Genomic DNA, 23,183 nt, shown 5'->3' with positions numbered 1-23,183 from the left:
ACCTGCACGGCATCAGCCCGATCAAGGCGACCGTGACGATCACGATCCCGGCGACCGAGCTGCTCCGCGACCCCGACCAGCCCGAGGACCCGCAGCTGCGGTTCCCGGCGCTGCTCGACGGCCGCATCCTCGTCGACGCCGCCACCATCCGCGCGCTCGCCGCCGAGACGATCGTGTGGGAACGGCTCTTCCTCCACCCCGTCACCGGGCTGCCGGTGACGGTCGACACGTACACGCCGAACCGGGCGATGCGGCGCTGGCTCAAGGCGCGCGACGGCCGCTGCCGCTGGCCCGGCTGCACCAGCCCCGTGCACCGCGCCGACCTCGACCACACCCAGGCGTGGGTCGACGGCGGCGCCACCAGCATCGCCAACCTCGCGCACCTCTGCCGCCGCCACCACCTCATGAAGCACACCACCGCTTGGCGCGTCAGACAGCTGCCCGGCGGGGTGCTCGAGTGGACCGACCCGCTCGGCAACATCCACCGCGACGAGCCAGAGCCGCAAGGGCCGGTGTTCGTCGAGACGATGGAGCACGTCTGGGGCATGGCCATCAGCGGCACCGCACCGGCCACTGGCCCACCACCGCCGTTCTAGACCGGCGAGCACCGCCGCACTAGTGTCCAGCCAGGAAGCTGTCCGGTCACGGCCGACGCGCAGGCTCGGCGCCGCCGCGAGCTCTAGCATCGTCGCATGCCGGCTGTACCCCATTCCGACGCCATCGCCGCCGCTGCCGCCGACTTCGGGTGGCCAGAGCTGCGGCCAGGGCAGCGCGAGGCGGTCGAGGCGATCCTCGACGGGCACGACGTGCTCGCCGTCATGCCGACGGGGCACGGCAAGTCGGCGATCTACCAGCTCGCCGCGACCCTGACGGAGGGCCTCACCATCGTCGTCTCGCCCCTCATCGCGCTCCAGCGCGACCAGGTGGAGCAGCTTGAGGAGCTCGGCGCCGATCCCGCGGTCGCGGTGAACTCGTCGCAGCGCGTGACCGAGAACCGCGAGGCGTGGGAGGAGCTCGAGGCCGAGGAGGCGGGCTTCCTCTTCCTCGCGCCCGAGCAGCTCGCGCGCGACGACGTCATCGAGCGGGTGCGCGAGCTGCGGCCGTCGCTCTTCGTCGTCGACGAGGCGCACTGCGTCTCGGCGTGGGGCCACGACTTCCGGCCCGACTACCTGCGGCTCGGCCACGTGATCGAGGCGCTCGGGCATCCGACGACCGTCGCGCTCACGGCGACCGCCGCCCCGCCCGTCCGGGACGAGATCGTCGAGCGGCTGCGGATGCGCGACGCGCGCCAGGTCGTGCGCGGCTTCGACCGACCCAACATCTTCCTCGAGGCGCACCGGGTCGCCGACGACGACGATCAGCGCGAGGCGGTCGTCGAGCGCGCTGCCGCCGAGGCGAAGCCGGGCCTCGTCTACGTCGCCACGCGCAAGCAGGCGGAGCAGCTCGCCGACGAGCTGCGCGAGGCCGGGATGCGCGCCGAGGCGTACCACGCCGGCATGTCGCGTGCCGAGCGCGAGCGCGTGCACGACGCCTTCACCGACGGCGGCGCCGAGGTCGTCGCGGCGACCTCCGCGTTCGGCATGGGCATCGACAAGGCCGACGTGCGCTTCGTGCTGCACGCCGCGGCCCCTGATTCGCCCGACTCGTACTACCAGGAGATCGGCCGCGCCGGGCGGGACGGGGAGCCCGCGCTCGCCGCGCTCTACTTCCGGCAGGAGGACTTCGGGGTGCACCGCTTCCGCACCGGAGGCTCCGCCGACACCGAGATGCTCTCGCAGGTCGCGACACGCATCCGGCGGGCGAAGCAGCCCGTGCCGCCCGAGCGGCTTCGCGAGCGCCTCGACGTCGGCGCGAGCCGGCTCACCTCCGCCGTCAACCTCCTCGAGCAGACGGGTGCCGTCGAGACGAACGGCGACGGCGATCTGGTGTGGCGCGAGGGCACGGTGAAGCCCGCCGTCGACGAGGCGGCGCGGCTCGCAGAGGCCCGCCGCAGGGTCGACCGGTCCCGCGTCGACATGATGCGCGGCTACGCCGATACCGGCGGCTGCCGGCGTCGCTTCCTGCTCGGCTACTTCGGTGAGGAGCTGCCTGAGCTGTGCGGCGCGTGCGACACGTGCCGCAGCGGTTCCGCGGCGCGGATCGAGGAGGCGCGCGGGGAGGGCGAGGCGGATGCGAGCTGGCCCGTCGGTCTCGAGGTGCGCCACGAGGCGTGGGGCTCGGGCAGCGTCGTCAGCGAGGACGGCGATCGCATCACGGTGCTCTTCGACGAGGAGGGCTACAAGACGCTCGCGCTCGAGGCGATCGAGCGCACGGGCGTGCTGCAGCCGCGGACGCCCTAGCATCGGGGCATGCCGAACCGGCGAGAGACGCTCGATCGCCTGTACGAGGCGTTCGAGCCGCTGCCCATCCGCCTGCAGCCGATGTTCGGCGAGCACGCCATCTACTGCGACGACCGCATCTTCGGCTTCGTCTGCGACGACACGCTGCTGCTCAAGCTCGTGCCCGAGGCCGAGGAGCTGACGGCGGAGCTCCCGCGCGGCGAGGCCTACCCGGGATCCAAGCCGTACGGCGTCGTCGACGACGACCGGATGTGGGACACCGACTGGTTGCACGAGGTCGCGCAGACGATCGCGGCCACGCAGTCGCCGAAGCCTGCGAAGCCGCGGCGCTCAGGCTCGCACGGGAGCGGCACCTAGGCTGGAGGCATGACGCGCACGCTCGGAACCAGCGGCATCGAGGTCTCGCCCATCGGCCTCGGCTGCAACAACTTCGGCCGCAGGGGCACCGTGACGGAGGACCAGTCGGGCACCGACGCGGTCATCCACGCCGCGATCGATCACGGCATCACGCTCTTCGACACCGCCGACATCTACGGCAACCCGGCCACGACCTCCGAGACCCTCATGGGCGTCGCCCTCGCGAAGGCCGGCAGCGCCGCGCGCGACAAAGTGGTGCTCGCGACGAAGTGGGGCCACTCCGGGCTCCCGATCGAGGGCACCGAGACATGGGGTCCCAAGGGAGCCCGCACGTACATCCGCAACGCCGTCGAGGCGTCGCTGCGACGGCTGCAGACCGACCGCATCGAGCTCTACCAGCTGCACACGCCCGACCCCGAGACGCCGATCGAGGAGACCGTGCGGGCGCTCGACGAGCTCGTCGCCGAGGGCAAGGTCCGCGCGTACGGGCACTCGAACCTCACCGCCGACCAGATCGGCGAGGCCGCGGAGGTCGAGAGCCCGAACGGCTTCGTCTCGGCGCAGAACGAGTACTCGCTCGTCGCCCGCGACGTCGAGCGCGAGGTGCTGCCCGCGGTGCTCGAGGTCGGCATCGGCTTCCTGCCCTACTTCCCGCTCGCCAACGGCCTGCTGTCGGGCAAGTACTCGCAGGGCACGGGGCCGGCGGATGCGCGGCTCACGGCGCTCAAGCCGCAGCTGCTCGAGGAGGCCGACTGGCCGCGCATCGCCGAGTACGAGCGGATCGTGCGGCGCGCCGACCGCACGATGCTCGCCGCGACCTTCCAGTGGCTGCTCGCACAGCCCGCGGTGACGAGCGTGATCGCCGGCGCCACCCGGCCCGAGCAGGTCGCCCAGAACGCCGAGGCCGGCCGCGGCGAGCTCGACCAGGAGACGGTCGACGAGATCTCGGAGCTGTTCTCCTAGCTCACCCAGGGCCGCGTATCAGCGCAGCGCCGCGTAGCCCTGCTCGTCGCGCGCGTTCGACGCCGCCCGGATCGTGCCGTCCGCATCGCGCGCCGCGTACGAGAGCCGGCCGAGCGACCAGGGCCCCGCATCGGTCACGACGTGGCCGCGCCGACGCAGCTCCGCGATCGCGGGCTCGCCGAGCCGCGACTCGACGTGCAGCCCGCCCGGCTCCCAGACGCGCGGCTCGAACGACGACACCAGGTGCGTCACGTGCCACGACGGGGCATCGATCGCGGCCTGCGCGTCGAGGCCCAGCACGCGCATCCCGAGCAGCATCGCGAACTGCCACTGGTCCTGCTGGTCGCCGCCGGGCGTGCCGAGCGCCGCCGTGGCGCCGTCGTCGTCGACGAGCATCGTCGGCGAGAGGGTCGTGCGCGGGCGGATGCGCGGCGCGAGGCTCGTCGGCAGGTCCGGCTCGAGCCACAGCATCTGCGCGCGCGTGCCGAGGCAGAAGCCGAGCTCGGCGATCGCGGGGCTCGACTGCAGCCAGCCGCCCGACGGGGTGGCCGAGATGACCATCCCGTCGCGGTCGACCACGTCGATGTGGCACGTGTCGCCGCGCGTCGGCTCGCCGGTGCCGGCGGGTCGGGTCGCGGGCGGACCGTCGGGGAGCCGCGGCATGCGAGGTGCGCCGCGCAGCGCGCCCGGCCGCAGCTCGAGCGAGGCCGACTCGCCGATGAGGGCCCGCCGCTCGGCGAGGTAGTCGTCGTCGAGGAGCCGCGAGAGGTCGGCGCCGTCGCCGAACCAGGCGTCGCGGTCGGCGAGGGCGAGCTTCATCGCCTCCGCCGCGAGGTGCACGAGCTCGGCGTCGAACGCCTCGGCGCGGGCGGGCAGCAGCGGCTCGAGCATCCCGAGGGCAGCGAGCAGCGCCGGCCCCTGCGACCAGGCGCCGACCTTGTGCACGATCGTGCCGCGCCACGGCATCGATACGGTGTCCTCCCACGTCGGCCGCCAGCCGGCGAGGTCGTCACCTGTGAGCAGGCCCGCGTGGGCGGCGCCCGACGAGTCCATGAACGGCTGCTGTGTGTGCCGGTCGATGGCCTCGGCGACGAAGCCCCCGCTCCACGCGGCGATCGCCGCGTCGCACGCCGACTCGCGGTCCTTGCCGCGGCCCGCCTCCGCGAGCCTGCGGTACGTCTCGGCGAGCGCGGGATTGCGCACGATGTCCCAGTCGGAGGGCGCCGGATCGGCCCAGAGGGCCGCCGACGCGGGCCAGTGCTCGCGGAAGAAGTCGGCGCGCGCGCCGATCGTCCTCGCGACGCGGGGGAGCACCCGGTGGCCGCGCTCGGCGAGCTCGATCGCGAACGCGAGCACGTCGGCGGGCGCCCACGTGCCGTGGTCGCGCACGAGCGTCAGCCACGCGGGCACGGCGCCCGGCACGACTGCGGCGAGCAGCCCGGTGCCGGGGATGTGCTCGATGCCGTCCGCGCGGATCCGCTCGATCGTCGCGGCCGCGGGCGTCACGCCCTGCCCGCCGAGCACCCTGGGCGCGGCGCCCGGGACCCGCACGATCGCCGGCAGGTCGCCGCCCGGGCCGTTGAGGTGCGGCTCGACGACGTGCAGCACGAAGCCCGCCGCCGCGGCGGCATCGGCCGCGTTGCCGCCCCGCTCGAGCACCGCCATGCCGCTCGAGGTGGCGAGCCAGTGCGTCGACGCGACCGCCCCGAACGATCCTTGCAGCGGCGGTCGGGTGCGCATCATGACGGCAACGCTACCGACGCCATCCTCGGTCGGGCCTCAGGCGATGATGCTGCGCCAGGTGCCTCCGAGGTCGCCAGACTGCAGCAACCCCGACGCGGTCGCCACGACCACATCCCCGCCCGGCAGCACGGCCATCGCGGACATCGGTTCCGGGGCCGCTCCGGCTCGCGTCCACCGCCCGTCGGGGCCGGAGCGCCAGAGCTGCCCGTCGGGCTCGATGCCTGTCACCGTCTCACCGTCCGCGCCCAGGAGGGCGACCGGTGGTGCTCCGTCGACCGGCTCGAAGGAGCTGCCACCGTCGGAGCTGCGGCTGAGCCCATCGGCGCTCGTCATCAGGAGTCCGCTCTCTGTGGCGAGCAGGTCGTACGGGTTGGCTGCCGCACCCTGCCGCCACGTCGAGCCGCCGTCGTCGCTGGTGAGGATCTGTCCCGCGGCCGCGCCGACGAACGTGTCGCTCGCGCCGTCGTACGTGAGCGAGTGGAAGTCGGCGACGCCCGCGAGTGACATCGCCTCCCATGTCTCACCTCCGTCGTCGCTGCGGATGAAGCCGAGGTTCGGTCCCTGCAGCGGCGGCTCGCCGGATGCGCCTGGGTGCCCGGACGCGAGCAGCGCCCCGTCGGCAGCCGTCAGGCCCATGAGATCGACGACGTTCCCCCCGACCGGGCCGGCGGTCTCGCCGGTGGCGAGGTCGACGGTGAAGAGGCCGTTGTGGGTGCCGAGCATCAGCGCGGTGCCGTCGGTGCTCGGGACGAGGCGGTGGATGTGGTTGTCGGCGGCGAGCGCCTCGACCGCGCTGTCGGCGGGGGCGCAGGCAGCTGCGGTGAGGGCGACGAGCGCGGAGAGCGCAGCGGCGGTCGCTACGCGTCGGCGGCGGAGGGCGGTGGGCATGGAATGGTTCCTTCTCGGGCTGGTGGACTGTCGGAGACTGGACCGCGGCTCGTCGCCGCGGTCCGCCGAGAGGCGGCCGCGCGGGTCGCGCCGCCTTCCGGGCTCAGGTCTGACTGATCGAGAGCTCGACGAGCGAGAGCGCACGGGTGCGCTGACCGGAGGAGCCGGTCGCGGGCGCGGAGCGTGCGCTCGCCACGACGATGCGACCGGACCGAGCAGCCGGTATGGGTGCGATCAGCGCCGCAGGGGCGATGGCACCGGCGACGGCGCCGAGCATGGCCAGCCGTGAGCGACCGGGGAGAGTCGTCGGGCGGGGCGCACGCACGCTCACCGATCCCACCCTTCCATGGTAGCGCTGGGCGGCCCGTGCGCCGCCCAGCGCTGCGCCGGCCGGGGGCGCTCAGCCGAGAGCTGACAGCAGCTCTGCGCAGGCCGCCTCACAGCGCCGACATGCCTCGGCGCAGATGCGGCAGTGCTCGTGCATGCCGGCGTGCTGCTCGCACTCGTCCGCGCACGCCTTGCATGCCGCCTGACACGCCTCGAGCACCGCGCGCGTGAGATTGGCGTCGTAGCCCGTGTGCCGGGACAGCACTCTGCCGGTCGCGTCGCACACGTCGGCGCAGTCCAGGTTGGTTCGGATGCACTTCGTGAGCTCCGCGACCATGTCCTCGGAGAGGCACGCGTCCGCGCAGGCCGTGCACGTCTGCGCGCACTCGAAGCACGCGGCGATGCACTCCGCAAGCGCCTCCTGATCCACGCCTCCGAGGTCCTTCGGGTAGGTGTCGAGCATCGACTTCACGTTGTGTGTCATGGTCCTCGCTCCTCGCTCCTCGCTCCTTGCGCGCCGGGCCGCCCTGTGCTGCCTGGCCGCACTCCCGATGGAAGCGCATCCGCTCGGCCGTGTCACCCTGCGAGTGTCCAGCCGGGCGTCCCGGCCCTTCCGCCGGCCGCACCCGACCGGGTCGACGCGTCGTCGTGCCGCGCTCAGCGGCCCGCCGCCGCCCGCTCGGGCGCGGAGAGGAAGTCCCGGCGCACACCGAGCGACTCGTCGGTGCGACGGATCGACTCCGCGGCATCGGCGACGGTTCCCGCGAGAGCGCGGATCGCGTCGATGTTCTCCGGGATCACGATCGCCTGGTTGTCGACGGTGTAGGTGTAGAAGAGCTCGTTGCCCTGGACGGTGAGGATGTCCTCCCAGACCGCGACCTCGTACATGTCTCCGCGGGGTCGCCCGAGGTCGCGCATCAGCTCGACGGTGCTGTTGAGAGCCACCACGCCGTCGGCCCTGCGCACGCGCGCGATCCTCGGCATCGCCATCAGCGCTTCGAGCACCTCGTCGCGCGTCGAGGGGCGTGACAGCTCGACCGTCCAGAAGTGCATGTGGTTCTGGGTGTGCGATCCCTTCGCAGCCATGGTGACGACGTCGAGGTCCGGATCGACCGACTGCGCATCCGGTCCCTGATGGCTCGGGATGCTGCCCTCCGGGACGATCGTGTTCATGATGCCCGAATGGTCCGACTCCCACGGGTCGGTGGCGCGGCGGAGCAGCACCCCGCGGGCCTTCGCGAGGAGACCGGCGGCCTTCAGCGCCGTCAGCGTCCGCACCGTCGCTGTGGTGTTGCAGGAGACGACGCGCGTGGCGTCCCGGCCGAGTGCGGTCGCGTAGTTGGCATGCGCGACGAAGGAGTGCCCCGTGACGTCGTGACGCTCGCCTCCTTGGAGGATCGCCTTCACCCCGTGATCGCGGTAGTGCGCGAGGTTCTCAGCCCCGACCTTCGCAGGGGTGCAGTCGACGACGACATCGGTCCGGTCGAGCAGATCGTGGAGCTCTCCCGCCACGGGAAGTCCCGACTCCCTCATGGACACCGCAGCGCTCGGGGTGGAGGCGTAGACCGGGATGCCGAGGGTCACCGCCGTCTGGATCCGGTAGTCCGAGATCACGTCGCTGACCCCGACGAGCTCCATGTCCGGCTGCGCGCGGACCGCGTCCGCGACTCGCTTCCCTATGACGCCGTAGCCGTTGACGGTGACGCGTGTCTTCTCTGGCATGTTCGTTCCCCTTCGTCGATTCGGCAGCGGTGAGGCATCCGCGCGTTGCAGCTGCGGCCGCGACGTCGTCCATCGTGAGGAGCAGTCCTCGCGACGTCTGCCGGAGCGGAACACCCCCGGCTCGAATCTGCCCCACGCCCGCCGGGATGGCAAGCGCGGGCCGCACGTGGCCGGTCGCGGGGGAGCCAGGCGGTCGGACTGTCCACAGGGCGCCGGGCAGGCGCAGCGAGCGGCGTCCGCCGTCGCGCACAGTGCGCGCATGGAGACCGTCCGCATCCGCACCCCGCAGTCCCTGCTCCGCCTGCTGCCTCGCCTCGTCGGCTCGGCCGAGGCGCCGTCGCTCGTCGCGCTGCCGTTCCATCGGGGCAGATCAGGGATGCCCATGGTGCTCGACCTGCCGGAGCCACGTTCGGAGCGAGCGATCACTCGGGCGATCCGCGCCGGGGCCCGCGGCGCCGACGCCGTCGTGCTCGTCGCCTGCCTCCCGTCGCCCCTCGGTGCCGATCCGCTGCCGCTGCAGCAGGAGCTGCGCGGCATCGTCGACCGCTTGGGTCGCGCTGGCATCCGCTGCCTCGAGCTGCTCGCCCTCGCCCCCGACGCCTGGGGCGACTACGCCGCCCCCGAGTGCGCGCGCGGGCCGCTCGCCGAGCTCGACCTGCTCGACGACCCGGCACCGGGCGTGCCGGCGCCGCCCGTCATCCCCGGTGTCCCGGTGCACCGCGACGACGACGCGGCACGGGCGGTGGAGGGCTGGCTCGACTCGATCCACCTCGTCGAGCTCAACGCCGCCGCAGACGCTCCCATCGCCGCGCTCGAGCGGGCCGTCGAGCTCGCGCCGCGGCTCGGCGCGGGGCGCGGCCCGCTCGGCGTCGACCCGGCGAAGGCGGCCGCCGTCGCGATCGCGCTCGTCGCGCACCCCATGCTCCGCGACCTCGCGATCGAGCTGGCGATCGACGGCACCGACGCCGCGGCCGCGACCCTCGCCGCCATCGACGAGCACGGCTCGCTCGCTGCCGACGGCGCCGCGGAGCGCTTCCTCGGGTGCGGACCGGAGCCGGACGCCGAGCGGCTCCACGACCGGCTCCGCCGCTGGACGACGATCGCCGAGGCGACGCCGCTCGAGGGCAGGGCGCCGGTGCTGGTCATCGTCGGCTTCCTGCACTTCTTCGTCGGCCGGGGACGCACGGCCGGCCGTTGCGCGGAGCTCGCGATGGCCGCCGACCCCGAACTCACGATGGCGCCGCTGCTGCGCGACATCATCGATGCGAAGGGCGCGCCCGACTGGGTGCTGCACTCGGGGGACAGGGAGTAGCGTCGCGGCATGACGAGCGAACGCGTGCATGACGTCCTGGTGGTCGGCGGCGGCAACGGCGGGCTGTCGGCCGCCGCGCACCTCCTCCGCAGAGGCTGCCGCGACGTCGGCCTCATCGAGCCCGCCGAGCGGCACGTCTACAAGCCGTTGCAGCACTACGTCGGCACGGGCGTGGCCGACCCGGAGGAGCTCGTGCGGCCGCAGGCCTCGCTCATCCCCGAGGGCGTCGAGTGGCACCGCACGGCCGCCGTGTCGATCGACCCGGTGCGGCTGTCCGTGCGCTGCGCCGACGGCAGCGAGGTGCGCGGGCGCGACATCCTGCTGGCACCCGGCGCGTGGATCGACTGGGGCCTGCTGCCCGGCGCCGAGCGGGCGCTGCGCGAGGGCAACGCCATCACGACGTGGGTCGACAGCGAGCTCGACCGCGCACGCTCCCGGATCGCCGCCATGACGAGCGGGCGGGCGATCTTCCACGTGCACGGCCAGCCGGCGTCCGGCCAGGAGACGGCGTTCAAGCCCCTCTTCATCGCGTGCGACACCTGGCGGGCGGCGGGCGTGCTCGATCGCATCGAGGTGGTGCTCGTGCACGAGGGTCCTCGACTGCACGCGGTCGAGGCGATCGAGCAGGAGATCCGCCGCCACCTCGACGACTACGGCGTCGACGTGCGGATGAGCACACACATCCAGAGCATCGAGGGCGACGCCGTGGCGCTCGTCGGGCCGTACGGCTCGGGCGCCGAGCACGCCGACCTCATCGTGCTGCACGCCCCGTACGCGGCGCACGGGTTCATCGCCGAGTCCGGGCTCGACGCCGAGGGCACGGGCGGCTTCATCGCCGTCGACCCCGAGACGCTGCGGCACCCCCGCCACCCCCGCATCTGGGCCGTCGGCGACGGCGCCGACCTCGGCGACGCGCGCACGGGCGGCGCCCTGCGGCAGCAGGTGAAGATCGCGGTCGAGAACATCCGTCGCGCTCGCGGCGGGCAGGAGCTGCAGCGCTACGACGGCTACACGGTCGCGCCGATCGCCACCGCGCGGCGCAGCCTGTCGTTCGGCGAATACGACCGGGAGCTGCGCGTGCGGCGCAGCCTGCCGGTGCCCGACCAGATCCGCTCGAGCCCCGTGTGGTACGCACTGGACCGCTACGCGCTGCCGCAGGTGTACTGGCACCGGCTGCTCAAGGGCCGGCTCTGACGACCGCTTGCGCGCGCGATGCGGGCTCCACGGGCGCGACGTGGAAGACTGGAGGATGTGACCCACATCGGAGCGGCGACCGGCGAGCATGCCACCCAGGGGCCTGAGGGCCGCCAGTTCGCAGTGCGCTGGGCAGGAATGACCGACACAGGCTTCCGTCGCCAGCACAACGAGGACTCGCTCGTCACGCAGCCGCCGGTGTTCGCGGTGGCCGACGGCATGGGCGGCCACTCGCACGGCGACCTCGCGAGCAAGGCGGTCGCCGAGCAGCTCGGCGGCCTCGGCTCGCTCGAGGCGGTCGAGCCGATCGACGTCGTCGAGGCGCTCCGGCGCGCGACCGACGTGATCGAGAAGCTGGGCGACGGGGAGGGCGCCGCCGGCACCACCGTCACCGGCTGCGCGTTCGCGATGCACGAGGGGGCGCCGCACTTCGCCGTCTTCAACGTCGGCGACTCGCGCACGTACGCGATGCTCGGCGAGCGGCTCACGCGCATCACGATCGACCACTCCGTCGTGCAGGAGCTCATCGACGCCGGGCTCCTCACCGAGGAGGAGGCCGAGACCCACCCGGAGGCCAACGTCGTCACGCGCGGCGTCGGTGCCGGCATCGACCCGGTGCCCGACTACTTCCTGCTGCCGATCATGCCCCAGCTGCGGCTGCTGGTGTGCTCCGACGGGCTCACCAAGGAGGTGCACGACATCGACATCGAGCGCATCCTGTGGGAGCACGAGGACCCCGCCGCCGCCGCCTCCGCGCTCGTCTCCGCCGCGCTCGACAACGGCGGCCGCGACAACGTGACCGTCATCGTCGTCGACGTCACGAGGGCACCGACCGTCGACGACGTCGACCGCACCGTGCCTCGGACGACGCTGCGCGACGAGGAGACCAGGCGGTCCTGATGGCCAGGCGGCTCCCCTCAGCGCCGCCGGTCCTGCCCGGCTACTCGCACCTGCACGTGCTCGGCACGGGCGGCTACGCCGACGTGTTCCTGTACGAGCAGGCGCTGCCGCGCCGACCGGTCGCCGTCAAGGTGCTGCTCGCCGAGCTCGTCGACGAGGACGTGCGCCGCTCCTTCCGCAGCGAGGTCAACCTCATGGGGCGGCTGTCGTCGCATCCCGGCATCCTCACCGTCTTCGGGGCGAGCGTCGCGAGCGACGGCCGTCCCTACCTCGTGATGGAGCTCGCGAACCCCGAGCTCGGCGAGCGCTTCCGCACCGACCCGCTCGCCCCCGAGGCCGCACTGCGCGTCGCCGTCCGCGTTGGCGCCGCGATCGAGACCGCGCACCGCGCCGGCGTGCTGCACCGCGACATCAAGCCCGCGAACATCCTCACCACCGCGTTCGGCCACCCGGTGCTGAGCGACTTCGGCATCGCCGGCCTCCAGCACGACGCGACCGAGGCGGCGGGCGTCTCGGTGCCGTGGGCCGCCCCCGAGGTGCTGCGCGGCGAGACGAACGGCACCGTCGCGACCGAGATCTGGTCGCTCGGCGCGACGCTCTTCTCGCTCATCGCCGGCCGCAGCCCCGCGGAGCACCCCGGCAGGGCCAACGACCACGCCGCCCTCACCGAGCGCATCATCGCCCACGAGCTGCTGCCGTCGCGCGCCATCCCGCCGCAGTTGCGGCGGGTGCTCGATCGGGCGCTCGCCGCGAAGCCCGAGGACCGGTTCGAGACGGTCGAGCAGATGCTGCTCGAGCTGCAGCGCGTGCAGCGCGAGCTCGGCTTCGACGAGACCCCGATCGAGGTCGAGGTCGACCCCTGGGCCGCGGCGCCGCTGCCCGAGCCCGAGGTGCAGGAGGACGCGGATGCGCTGCGGCTGCGGCAGCGCAGGTCGCGACGGTCCCCGGGCATCACCGGCAGCCGCGTCGACATCTCCGCGTCGACCGGCAGGCGTCAGCCGCAGCAGCCCAAGCGCTTCGCCGTCGGCCTCGGCATCGCGGTCGCGAGCATCGTCGTGCTCGGCATCATCGCCGTCGCCGCCGTCGCGCTCTCGAGCCTCTCCCAGCGCATCCCGGTGGTCGAGCACGTGGAGGTCACGGCCGAGTCGGGGACGGGTCGCGTCCAGTTCACCTGGGACGACCCGGGCCTGATCGACACCGACACCTACCACGTGCGCACCTCGACGGGGGATGCGCTCATCCAGGGCGGCCGCGAGTTCGCGATGACGGGCGAGCCGGGGGAGCGGCTGTGCATCGACATCGCGGTGAACCGCGACGGCGCGACCGGAGACGTGACCACGGCCTGCGGGGAGCCGCTGCCGTGAAGCGCCGCACCGCCGGCGTCGCACTGGGCTCGCTCCTCGTCGCCGGCGTCGTCGCCGGCGCGGTGCTGAGCCCCGGCTACGTCGCGGTGCAGCCCGAGCTCGACGGCTCGAGCGTCTGGGTCGGCAACGGCACCGCGGGCGCGATCGGCCTCGCCAACACCGCGAACGGCACGATCGAGCGGATCGTGCGGGTCGGCGACGTCGACGAGGCGCACCAGGCGTCGAGCGGCACGGTGGTCGTCGACCGCGACGCCTCCACGATCCGGGTCGTCCGCGCGGGCGCGACGCTGCCGGGCCCCGCCGTGCCCATCGATGCCGGAGCCGTCGTGGGCGTGCGGAACGATCAGGTCGTCATCACCTCGCCCGCGACCGGCGACGTGTGGCGGACGACGACCGGCGCGATCGCCGAGGGCACGCCGCTCGGCGACGCGCTCGTCGCGCTCGGCCGCGGCGGCGTCGCCGTCCTGGGCGAGCACAGCCTGCTCGCTGCCTCACCGGGCCTCGGCCGCGTGCTGCGCGTGAACGCGGCCGGCGAGACGGTCGGGAGCGACCGCGCTCCGGTCTCGCCGTCGGCTCCCGATCTGCAGCTCACGGCGCTCGGCGACGAGTGGGTGCTCTACGACGCCGGCTCCGGCGTGCTCTCGACCAGCTCGTGGCAGACGTCCGTCCAGGCCCGGGGCGCGCGACTCCAGGAGCCGGGGCCGAGCGCCACGGCGGTGCTGTACGCCACCGACGACGCCCTCGTGCGGCAGCCGCTCGGCGTCCACGCCGAGGAGGTCCTCGCCTCGGGCCCCGGGGCCGAGCCCGCGAGCCCGGTGATCGCGGGCGACTGCACGTTCGCCGCGTGGAGCGACGGCGTCGGCTGGCGCGACTGCGCCTCCGCCGAGCCAGTGGTGCTCAGCCTGCCCGACATGGCGCTCGACCCCGAGCTGCGGATCCTGCAGCGGGGCAGCGCCACCGCGCTCGTCGACGAGGGCTCCGGCGATGCCTGGGCGATCGACCACGACGGCGCCAGGATCGTCGGCTGGGAGGAGGAGGGCGACGAGCCCGAGCCCGAGGCGCCCACCGAGGGCCAGACCGTCGAGGAGGTCGTCGAGGCGGCGCCCGCACCGCCGGTCGCCGAGGACGACGAGCTGGGCGCGCGGCCGGGCGCCGTGACGATGCTGCCCGTGCTGCTCAACGACAGCGACGCGAACGGCGACCCGATCATCATCACCGAGGTCGACGCCGACCGCCCCGACGCCGCCGTGTCGATCGCGCCGGACGGCCGCTCCATCCGGCTCGAGGCGCCCGAGGAGGGCGTGACGCGCATCGACTACACGGTCTCCGACGGCACCGCCGACGACGACGCCGTCGCCACTGTGACCATCCGCGGCGGCAACGAGCCGCCCGTGCTCGAGCGACCGCTGCAGGCCACCATCGAGGCCGGCGGCACCCTGGTCATCGACGCCCTCGACGGATGGGTCGACCCCGACGGCGACCCGCTCGCGGTGGTGTCGGCGTCGGTCGAGCCGACCGATCGCGTCAGCGTGCGCGCAGACGGCCGGCTGGAGTTCCGCGACGGCCGTGCCGGAGCGCAGCGCGAGATCGAGGTGACCGTCACCGACGGCGAGGCCACCGAGACGGCGACGATCGCGGTCACCGCGCACGCCGGCGCCGTGCCGATCACCGCCCAGCCGGTGACCGCGGTCACGCGCGTCGGCCAGCGGCTCGTGCTCGAGCCGCTGCTCGCGGCACAGGGCGGGGCCGGAGCGCTCAGCCTCCACAACGTCGTCGCCGGGTCGCAGCCCGTCGAGCCCAACTACGCGGACGACACGATCGTCGTGCTCCCCACCGACCCGGGGCTGCTGCGGTTCGACTACGTGGTCACCGACGGCCAGTCGACGCAGAACGGCGAGGTCGCCGTGCGCGTGCTCGAGGGCGCTGATGCCTCGACCGCGCCCGTGACGATGCCGCAGCGGGCGGCGCTGCCCGCGATCGGCGCGGTCGAGCTCGACGTCGACCGGCTCGCGCACGACCCCGCGGGCGGCGTGGTGGCGCTCCGCACCGCAGAGAGCGACACGCCCGCGGTGCGCGCCGAGGTGGTCGACGCCGAGCGGCTCCGGCTGACGCTCGCCGACGACCTGACCGCCGAGGCGACGGTGCGGTACACGGTGACGAACGGCGTCGCCACCACGACGGGCGAGCTGCTCGTCTCGTCGGCGGCCGCCGCGTCGGTGCAGCCGCCCATCGCGCGCGACGACGACGTCTCCGTGCGGCCCGGCGGCCTCGTCGAGATCCCCGTGCTGGTCAACGACGAGCAGCCCGACGGGCTGCCGCTCACCCTCGACCCGCAGGTCGTCGCGGCCCCGGAGGCGGGCATGCTCTTCGTCGACGGCGATCGGATGCGCTATGTCGCCGGCGACACACCCGGCACGTTCACCGCCACCTACGGCGTACGCGGACCCGACGGCCAGACGGCGACCGCCGACATCGAGCTGCGCGTCGCGGCGCAGGCCCAGACGACCAACGCCGCGCCAGACGCCCCCACGGTCGAGGCGCGCGTCGTCGCCGGCGCGAGCATCGACCTGCACCTGCCGCTCGCCGACGCTGACCCGAACGGCGACCCCGTGCAGCTGCTCGGCCCGTCCTCGGCGCCGGCGCTCGGCTTCGTCACCCAGTCGGGCAGGTCGACGCTGCAGTACCAGGCAGGCGAGTACTCGTTCGGCACCGATGACTTCCAGTACCGGGTGGTCGACGACCTCGGCGCCGCGAGCGAGGGCACCGTGCGCGTCGTCGTCGTCGAGCCGGGGCCGGCGCTGCCGCCGGTGCTGCGGCAGGACGAGGCGGTCATGCGACCCGACTCGACGCTCGTCGTGCCGGTGCTCGACAACGACAGCGACCCCGCCGGGCTCCCGCTCGAGATCGTGGGCGTCGAGACCCGGTCGAGCGGCGCGGCCGCCGAGGCGCGCGACGGGGCGGTGCTCGTGACGGCGAGCCCGGAGGCCACCGAGATCGGGGTCGTGGTGACCGTGGAGAACTCGGCGGGCACTCGCTCGACGAGCTGGCTCCGCGTCGACGTCGATGCGGACGCCCCGCCGCCCGCCCCTGACGTCGACGACGTGCAGATCGCCATCCAGTCCATCGCCGACGCGGACGCCGTCCGCATCTCCCCGCTCGCCCACGCCTCCGTGCGCGACGGCCGCACCGACGTGCTGCAGGCGAGCCTCCCCATGGAAGCCACAGGCGTCGCCGTGCGCGACGACGGCACCATCGAGGTGGCGGTCGGCGACCGCACGCGCTTCGTGCCGTTCTCGGTCGCACGCACCGACGCGCCGGAGGCCGTCTCCACCGCTGTCATCGCCGTGCCGGGCCGCCTCGACGCCCTCCCGCAGCTCAAGCAGGGCGTCGCCCCGCTCACCGTCCGCAGCGGGGAGACGCTCGAGATCGACATCGACGCCGTCGTCGACACCGTCGACGGGGACGGCGCGCTGCTCACCGACGCGAGCACCGTCGTCGCGTCGCCGACCGACGGCTCCAACCCCGTGATCGACGAGCGCACGCTGCGCTACGTGCCGCCGGCGGGCCACTTCGGACCCGCGAGCATCACGTTCACGGTCACCGACGGCGAGAGTCGCACCGACCCCGACGGCCGCGTCGGCACCATCGTGCTGCCGATCGAGGTCATCGCGGGCGACGACGTGCCGCTCACGGTGCTCGGCTCGTTCGTGCAGCTCGAGCCCGGCACCGAGCGCACGATCGACCTCGCCCGCGTCACGATGGCGCCGGACCCGGCGAGGCTCGCCGGCGCATCCTGGTCGATCCTCGACGAGGTGCCCGAGGGCTTCGAGGCGACGATCGAGGGCTCGGCGCTCACCGTGCGCGTGCTGCCCGAGACGGACCCCGGCACGACCGCCGAGCTCGAGGTGGGCACGCGCGACGTCGCCGGAGCCGGGGTGCCAGGCACCGTCGTGCTGTCGGTCATCTCGACCACCGCGCCGCTCGTCGCGCCGATCGCCGACGCGATCACGCTGCAGCGCGGCACGAGCACCGAGGTGCTGCCGCTCGCGAACGACGAGGCATCCAACCCGTTCCCCGCACCGCTGCGGATCGGCGCCCTCCGCGCGACCGGCGCGGCCGCCCGCGGCATCGACGCGGGGCTCAGCGAGGGGGCGGTCACGCTCACGGCCAGGCCGAACGCGGTGATCGGCGCGACCATCGTCCAGGTGCTCGTGCTCGACGTCACCGGCGACCCGAAGCGCGGCGTCTGGAGCCCGATCACGATCACCGTGCAGGACGTGCCGGATGCGCCGGCGCCACCCGTGCAGGTGTTCGACGAGCACGTCGACGGCGTCGTGAGCATGGCGATCGAGCCGCCCGCCGACAATGGCAGCCCCATCACCGGCTACCGCATCGTGGGCGACGGCGTCGATGTCGCGTGCGGCGCGGAGCCTCGCTGCACGATCCAGGGGCTCCAGCCGGGCGTCGAGCTGCGGCTCCAGGCGATCGCGATCAACGCGCTCGGCGAGAGCGCGCGGTCCGCCGCCTCGGAGCCCGTGCACGCCGACCGGCTGCCGGCGCTCGTGCAGGGCGTGCAGGCCGTGCCGGGTGCCGAGCCCGGCACCGCGCGCGTCTCGTGGAGCGCCGTGCCGCAGCCGCAGGGCGGCACGCCGATCGAAGCCTACCTGCTGCGCGTGTCGGGCAGCGGCACCGACCGGCTCGTGCGCGTCGGCGCCGCCGAGCGCACCGCTGAGCTCGCGGGCCTCACGCCCGGTCGCGCGTACGGGATCGAGGTCGCGGCGGCCAACGACGCGGGCGTGCCCGACGCCGCGTGGCGCTGGCCGGCCGCGCCCGTCCCGTTCACCGCCGTCGGCGAGCCCGCGACGACGCCCGTGCTGATCACGGGTCGTGACAGCGGCGCCGTCACCGTGCGCTGGTCGGCCGTCGATCCGGTCGGCGCCCCGAGCGTGCGCTACACCGCCCGCATCGTCCCGGCTGCCGACGTGGCGACGCTCGGCTGCTCGAGCGCCGCCAACGGGCAGCCCGCCGGCACCGCGGAGACGACCGCGACGCTCACCATCGCCGAGGGATCGCGCGCCGTCGTGGCCGTCACCGCCGACAACGGCTGGCACTGCTCCGTGTCGGTCTCGGCACCCGTGTTCGGCACGCCGGCGCCCGTCCCGGCGAACAGCGTCGCGTTCGCGGCAGGGCAGATGCAGGTGCGGGACGACGCGCTCGACCTGCAGATCATCGCGCTGCCGGCAACTGCCGACGGCATGTGGATCGAGGCTCGCACGACCCAGTCGCCGCAGCCCGTCGAGCCCGTCTGGCAGCGGGTCGAGGTCGGCTCGTGGGTGACCCCGACGACGACCTCGTTCACGTACGGCCGCGAGGCGACCGTCGACGTCCGTGCGTGCGCGCCCTCGGGCGCCGGCACCGGTGCGGTGTGCTCGGCCCCGACGACGATCGGCAGCGGGATGCCGCTGAGCCTGCGCGCCGACGTCGTCTCGTGCCGGCTGCTCAACCCCCTCGAGACCCGGGGGCCGACGAACGCGTCGCCCGAGGCGCGCGGCAGCGTCGTCGCGAGCTACCTCGTCGGCGGCGCGTGGACCGAGGAGCGGCCCGCGAGCTCGCCGGTGCCCGCCGGGGCGACGCAGGTGCGGGCCACGGGCGTCGTAACCTTGTCGGAGTCCGATCCCATCCGGGATCCGTCGCCCACTGTTTTAAGTTGCGGGCTGTGAACAGAGGGGAGCCGCCCGTGGGCGTCGATGTCGCGAGCATCCAGGAGCTGTCGGAGCGAGTGGTCGAGGGCGTCGAGCGGGTGCTGGTCGGCAAGCCCCATGTCGTGCAGCTGTCGCTCACCGCGATGCTGAGCCACGGCCACCTGCTCATCGAGGACAACCCCGGCACCGGCAAGACGTCGCTCGCCCGCGCCCTCGCCGCCTCGATCGCCGGCACGTCGACCCGCATCCAGTTCACGCCCGACCTGCTGCCGGGCGACATCACCGGCGTGAGCGTGTGGAGCCAGGGCGCCGGCGAGTTCGAGTACCGGCCTGGCCCGGTGTTCTCGAACGTCGTGCTCGCCGACGAGATCAACCGCGCGAGCCCGAAGACGCAGTCGGCGCTCCTCGAGGTGATGCAGGAGGGCCGCGTGACCGTGGACGGCGTGCCGCACTCGGTGCCGCGCCCGTTCATGGTCATCGCCACCCAGAACCCGATCGAGCACGCGGGCACGTACGAGCTGCCGGAGGCGCAGCTCGACCGCTTCGCGCTCAAGGCCTCGATCGGCTATCCCGACCACGCGTCGACGCTCCGCATCCTGGCCGACTCGGGCGAGGAGGTCTCGCCCGACGAGATCAGCCCGGTGACGGATGCGGCGACCGTGCAGGCCATGGCGGCCGTCATCCGCGGCGTGCACGTCGAGCCGTCGATCGTCGACTACGTCGCGCGCCTCGTCGAGGCGACGCGCGAGGCCGACGAGGTGCGCCTCGGCGTCTCGGTGCGCGGCGCGCTCGCGCTCGTGCGCACGGCGCGCGCGTGGGCGGCGATCCACGGCCGCGACTACGTGACCCCTGACGACGTGAAGGCGCTCGCGGTGCCGGCGCTCGCGCACCGCCTCGTGCTGCAGCCGGAGGCGGAGTTCGACGACGTCCGGCCGGAGAGCATCGTGCAGCAGCTCATGCTCACCGTGGCACCGCCCAGGCGCTGAGATGCGCTGGCTCGACGCCGCCCTGCGAGCGCTCACCCCGTGGGGATGGACGCTGCTCGCGAGCGTCGTGCTGGGCGTCGTGCTGGCGCGAACGCTGGGCTGGAGCGAGGCCGTCGTCGCCGCCGTCGCGGCCGCGGGGCTCATGCTCGGCGCGATCCCGTGGGTCGTCGGCGAGCGCTGGGCGCGCGCGAGGATCGGGCTGAGCGCCGAGCGCGTGCCGGTCGGCGCCGAGGCGCTCGCGCTCGTCGAGATCGCGCGGCCCTCCCGCGCGGCCACGCCGCGCCAGGTCGACCTGAGCGTCGACGACGAGGAGGCCGTGCTCGAGATCCCGCCGCTCGAGGTGGGCGCGAGCGTGCTCCGCAGCGTCCCCCTCGACACGTCGCGGCGCGGGCTGCGCACGATCGGGCCGGCGACCATCCTGCGCACCGACCCCTTCGGCGTGCTCGAGCGACGGCATCACTTGACCGAGACCCGCACCCTCGTGGTGCACCCCCGCGTCGTGCGCCTGCCCGGCGGCGCCGGTGGCATCGTGCGCGACCTCGACGGCGAGGCCGCCGCCGAGCGCACGGCCGACGACGTGTCGTTCCACAGCCTGCGCGAGTACTCGCCCGGCGATGACCGGCGGCTCGTCCACTGGCGCTCGAGCGCCCGCCACGGCACGCTGCTCGTGCGGCAGTTCGAGCCGTCGCGCCGCGCCGACGCGCTCATCGTCCTCTCGACCGACCCGTCCGAGTACGACGGCGACGACTTCGAGCTCGCGCTCTCGCTCGTCGGCACGCTCGGCCTCGCGGCGATCGCCGACCGCCGCACCCTCCGCATCGTCGAGAGCCCCGCGACCGAGCGGGGAGCGGCGAAGGAGATCGACTCGGCGACGCGCGAGCGGCTGCTCGACACGCTCGCGGTGCTCGAGCCGCGCAGCTCGCACGGCATCGCCGAGGCCTCCCGCGCCTCCCGCGGCGGCGCTCCCGGCAGCCTCGCGTGGCTCATCACGGGCTCCACGGTGCCGCCGCGCACGCTCCGCACGGCCGCGAACGGCATGCCGGCGGGCGTCGTCTCGGTCGTGGTGCGCGCCGCCGTCGGCGCCGTGCCCGCCCGCTCGCGGCTCGGCGACGCCGACGTCGTGACCGTCGGGGCGATCGAGGACCTCGCTCGCGGCATCCGGCAGACGAGGGCGCCGTGATCGCCCGGCGCGCGCCCGGGGCAGGGCTGCTGCTGCTCGCCATCGCGGGCGCGTGCGTGCCGATGTGGTGGATATTCGGCACGCCGCAGCTCGTGGTGGCGCTCGCGGTCGCGATCCTCGTCGGTGGTGCGATCGCGACGCTCGGCGCGTGGCGGCGGTGGAGCTGGCCGCGCGTCGCCGTGCTGGGCGTCGCCGCGCTCGCGCTGCTCGCCGTGCCGCTCACGGCGCCGCAGCGCATCCCGCGCGGCGACTCGCTCGCGGCCTTCCTCGACGCGGGTGCCGCCGTCGTGCTGTCGTGGCGCCGGCTGCTGACGATCGGGCTCCCGGTCGGCACGGGCGACTCGCTGCTGATGGCCCCCGTCGTGCTCGCGCTCGCCGGCACGATCATCGGCGTCTCGATCGCCCTCCGCTCCCGCCGCGGCGAGGCGGCGGCGCTCGTGCCCGCCGTGATCGCCGTGTGGTCGATCCTGTGGGGGCCGCACGACCTGCCGGCGCCGTGGCTCTCGGGCGTGCTCGCCCTCGTGCCGCTCACCGCGTACGTGACGGTCGTGCGGCAGGCCCGGCGACGCAGCCGCGCGCCTCGTGCGCTGTCGTCGCTCGCTCGCCGCGTCGGCGCCGGCGGGATCGTCGCGCTGCTCGCGGGCGGCGGCGCCGCGGCCGCCGGCGCGCTGCTGCCGGTGCCGGACCGCGTGGTGCTGCGCGGCGACAGCCCCTCCTCCGTGGCGCTCGAGGGCCACTCGCCGCTGTCGGCCTACCGCGCGAACTGGGCCGCCGACACCAGGGATGCGGTGCAGCTGACGGCGACCGGCCTCGAGCCGGGCGACCGCATCCGCGTCGCCGCCCTCGACGACTACGACGGCGAGGTGCTGGGCGTCGGCCGAGCCTCGTTCGAGCGGGTCCCGGGAGCCGAGGGCGGGCAGGGCCGCGTGGTCGGCATCACCGTCGACGGCTTCGAGAGCGCGTGGCTGCCGACCGTCGGCGTGCCGTCGGCGATCCGCTTCATCGGCCCTCGCGCCGAGGCGCTCGCCTCGGGGCTGCACCGCGACGCCGCGCTCGGGGCGCTCGTCGTGACGCCCGGCATCGGGGCGGGGGACGGCTACCAGCTGCTCGTGGAGCCCGGCACGCGCGTCGCCGAGGGCGACGAGGTCCGCGGGCTCGAGCCCGCCGATCCGCTGCTGGGCACGGAGGCGCTGCCCGATGCGATGCTCACCGCCCTCGCCTCCTGGACCGGGGAGGCGAGCAGCCCCGGGGATCGGCTCGCGGCGATGGTCGAGGCGTTGCGCGCGCAGGGCTACGTCAGCCACGGCGTGCTCGACGACGAGGCGCCGTCACGCGCGGGCCACTCGATCGAGCGCCTCGAGGAGCTGTTCCGCGAGCCGATGATCGGGGACGCCGAGCAGTACGCGACCGCCGCGATGCTGCTCGCCCGACAGCTCGGCTTCGACGCCCGCGTCGTGGTCGGCTTCACCCCCGACGCGATCGCGCCGGGCTCGCCGACCGTCGTGGTCGGTGCCGACGCGGATGCGTGGATCGAGGTGCGCTCGACCTCGGGTTGGGTCGGGATCGATGTCGTGCCCGAGCCGAGGCCCATCCCGGAGCAGGAGGACGGCGCGCCGACGGTCGTCGAGGAGCCGCCCGCCCAGCAGGCGCCCGCGCCGCCGCCCGGCGGTCAGCAGCAGGGGGTGGATCCCGCCGCGCCCAGCGCGCCGCAGGACACGGACGACCCGACGTCCCGGCTGCTCGCCGTGCTCGGCGCGGCCGCGGCCGTGCTCGGGCTCGTCGCGCTCGTCGCCGCCCTGCCGGTCGGGCTCGTGATCGCCAAGGTCGTCCGGCGGCGGCGCCGTCGTCGCGCGGAGGAGCCCCGGGAGCGCGCCGAGGGGGCGTGGAACGAGCTGGTCGACCGGCTGCGCGACCGCGGGGACGCGCCGCCGCCGGACGGCACGCGGCTCGAGCAGGCCGGTGCGGACGAGCGGATGCGCGCGCTCGCCGACCGCGTCGACCGCGCCGTGTTCGCGGCGGCGCCGCCGACCGACGCCGAGGTGGACGAGGCGTGGCGGCTGAGCGACGACGTGCTCGCCGCACGGGACGCCGACGCCGGCAGGATGCGCCCCGCGCTCGCGAGCCTCAACCCCGCCTCGCTCGTCGGCCGCTGACGCAGGGCGGCGCCCTCTCCACAGGTCGCGCGGTCACCGAGGCGAGGCCGGTC

General features: G+C 74.4%; 17 protein-coding genes. 12 read left to right on the top strand and 5 right to left on the bottom strand.

The window, feature by feature from the left end; translation table 11 throughout:
* The 4 genes from ACLQ21_RS13785 to ACLQ21_RS13770 form a co-directional block, all read left to right on the top strand.
* A partial coding sequence (locus ACLQ21_RS13785; RefSeq protein WP_425664534.1) for an HNH endonuclease signature motif containing protein occupies positions 1 to 596 on the top strand: 596 nt, incomplete at its 5' end.
* Between the two features lie 96 nt (positions 597 to 692).
* A complete protein-coding gene (locus ACLQ21_RS13780; protein WP_425664533.1) occupies positions 693 to 2,339 on the top strand; it encodes a RecQ family ATP-dependent DNA helicase in 1,647 nt (548 codons plus the stop codon).
* Between the two features lie 9 nt (positions 2,340 to 2,348).
* Entirely contained in the window at positions 2,349 to 2,696 is a 348-nt protein-coding gene (locus ACLQ21_RS13775) for a TfoX/Sxy family protein (protein WP_425664532.1), read from the top strand.
* A gap of 9 nt (positions 2,697 to 2,705) precedes the next feature.
* Entirely contained in the window at positions 2,706 to 3,659 is a 954-nt protein-coding gene (locus tag ACLQ21_RS13770) for an aldo/keto reductase (protein ID WP_425664531.1), read from the top strand.
* An 18-nt stretch (positions 3,660 to 3,677) separates the two neighbouring features.
* Here ACLQ21_RS13770 and ACLQ21_RS13765 read toward each other — a convergent pair whose 3' ends face one another.
* From ACLQ21_RS13765 to ACLQ21_RS13745, 5 genes are all read right to left on the bottom strand, one after another.
* Positions 3,678 to 5,402, bottom strand: coding sequence for a gamma-glutamyltransferase family protein (locus ACLQ21_RS13765; RefSeq protein ID WP_425664530.1), 1,725 nt, complete (start codon positions 5,400 to 5,402; stop codon positions 3,678 to 3,680).
* Positions 5,403 to 5,438: 36 nt separating this feature from the next.
* Entirely contained in the window at positions 5,439 to 6,290 is an 852-nt protein-coding gene (locus tag ACLQ21_RS13760; RefSeq protein WP_425664529.1) for a WD40/YVTN/BNR-like repeat-containing protein, read from the bottom strand.
* 103 nt (positions 6,291 to 6,393) lie between these two features.
* On the bottom strand, positions 6,394 to 6,630 hold the full coding sequence (locus tag ACLQ21_RS13755) for a hypothetical protein (protein ID WP_425664528.1): 237 nt from the start codon (positions 6,628 to 6,630) through the stop codon (positions 6,394 to 6,396).
* A gap of 60 nt (positions 6,631 to 6,690) precedes the next feature.
* Positions 6,691 to 7,101: a four-helix bundle copper-binding protein gene (locus ACLQ21_RS13750; RefSeq protein ID WP_425664527.1), complete on the bottom strand. Its 411-nt coding sequence runs from the start codon at positions 7,099 to 7,101 to the stop codon at positions 6,691 to 6,693.
* A gap of 173 nt (positions 7,102 to 7,274) precedes the next feature.
* Positions 7,275 to 8,339 (bottom strand): type II glyceraldehyde-3-phosphate dehydrogenase, encoded by a 1,065-nt coding sequence (locus ACLQ21_RS13745; protein ID WP_425664526.1) that lies wholly within the window; start codon positions 8,337 to 8,339, stop codon positions 7,275 to 7,277.
* A gap of 259 nt (positions 8,340 to 8,598) precedes the next feature.
* On the opposite strand from ACLQ21_RS13745, the gene ACLQ21_RS13740 reads away from it, so the two are divergent.
* From ACLQ21_RS13740 to ACLQ21_RS13705, 8 genes are all read left to right on the top strand, one after another.
* Positions 8,599 to 9,651, top strand: coding sequence for a DUF4192 family protein (locus ACLQ21_RS13740; protein WP_425664525.1), 1,053 nt, complete (start codon positions 8,599 to 8,601; stop codon positions 9,649 to 9,651).
* A 9-nt stretch (positions 9,652 to 9,660) separates the two neighbouring features.
* A complete protein-coding gene (locus ACLQ21_RS13735; protein WP_425664524.1) occupies positions 9,661 to 10,845 on the top strand; it encodes an NAD(P)/FAD-dependent oxidoreductase in 1,185 nt (394 codons plus the stop codon).
* Positions 10,846 to 10,983: 138 nt separating this feature from the next.
* Positions 10,984 to 11,745: a PP2C family protein-serine/threonine phosphatase gene (locus tag ACLQ21_RS13730; protein WP_425664523.1), complete on the top strand. Its 762-nt coding sequence runs from the start codon at positions 10,984 to 10,986 to the stop codon at positions 11,743 to 11,745.
* The gene (locus ACLQ21_RS13725) at positions 11,745 to 13,109 is read left to right on the top strand and encodes a serine/threonine-protein kinase (RefSeq protein ID WP_425664522.1); all 1,365 of its coding nucleotides are present in this window, start codon (positions 11,745 to 11,747) and stop codon (positions 13,107 to 13,109) included. Before ACLQ21_RS13730 ends, ACLQ21_RS13725 begins: the two co-directional genes overlap by 1 nt.
* Complete coding sequence (locus ACLQ21_RS13720; RefSeq protein ID WP_425664521.1) at positions 13,106 to 18,829, top strand: Ig-like domain-containing protein; 5,724 nt, start codon at positions 13,106 to 13,108, stop codon at positions 18,827 to 18,829. Before ACLQ21_RS13725 ends, ACLQ21_RS13720 begins: the two co-directional genes overlap by 4 nt.
* A 17-nt stretch (positions 18,830 to 18,846) precedes the next feature.
* On the top strand, positions 18,847 to 19,797 hold the full coding sequence (locus ACLQ21_RS13715; RefSeq protein ID WP_425664520.1) for an AAA family ATPase: 951 nt from the start codon (positions 18,847 to 18,849) through the stop codon (positions 19,795 to 19,797).
* A gap of 1 nt (position 19,798) precedes the next feature.
* Positions 19,799 to 20,977: a DUF58 domain-containing protein gene (locus ACLQ21_RS13710; protein WP_425664519.1), complete on the top strand. Its 1,179-nt coding sequence runs from the start codon at positions 19,799 to 19,801 to the stop codon at positions 20,975 to 20,977.
* Positions 20,974 to 23,130, top strand: coding sequence for a transglutaminase-like domain-containing protein (locus ACLQ21_RS13705; protein WP_425664518.1), 2,157 nt, complete (start codon positions 20,974 to 20,976; stop codon positions 23,128 to 23,130). The genes ACLQ21_RS13710 and ACLQ21_RS13705 overlap by 4 nt, the downstream gene beginning before the upstream one ends.
* Positions 23,131 to 23,183 lie beyond the last annotated feature (53 nt).

Source organism: Agrococcus sp. DT81.2 (assembly GCF_049844935.1).
GTDB lineage: Bacteria > Actinomycetota > Actinomycetes > Actinomycetales > Microbacteriaceae > Agrococcus.
Note: the sequence above shows the minus strand (reverse complement) of the source record. Positions and strands in the feature narration are given on the sequence as shown.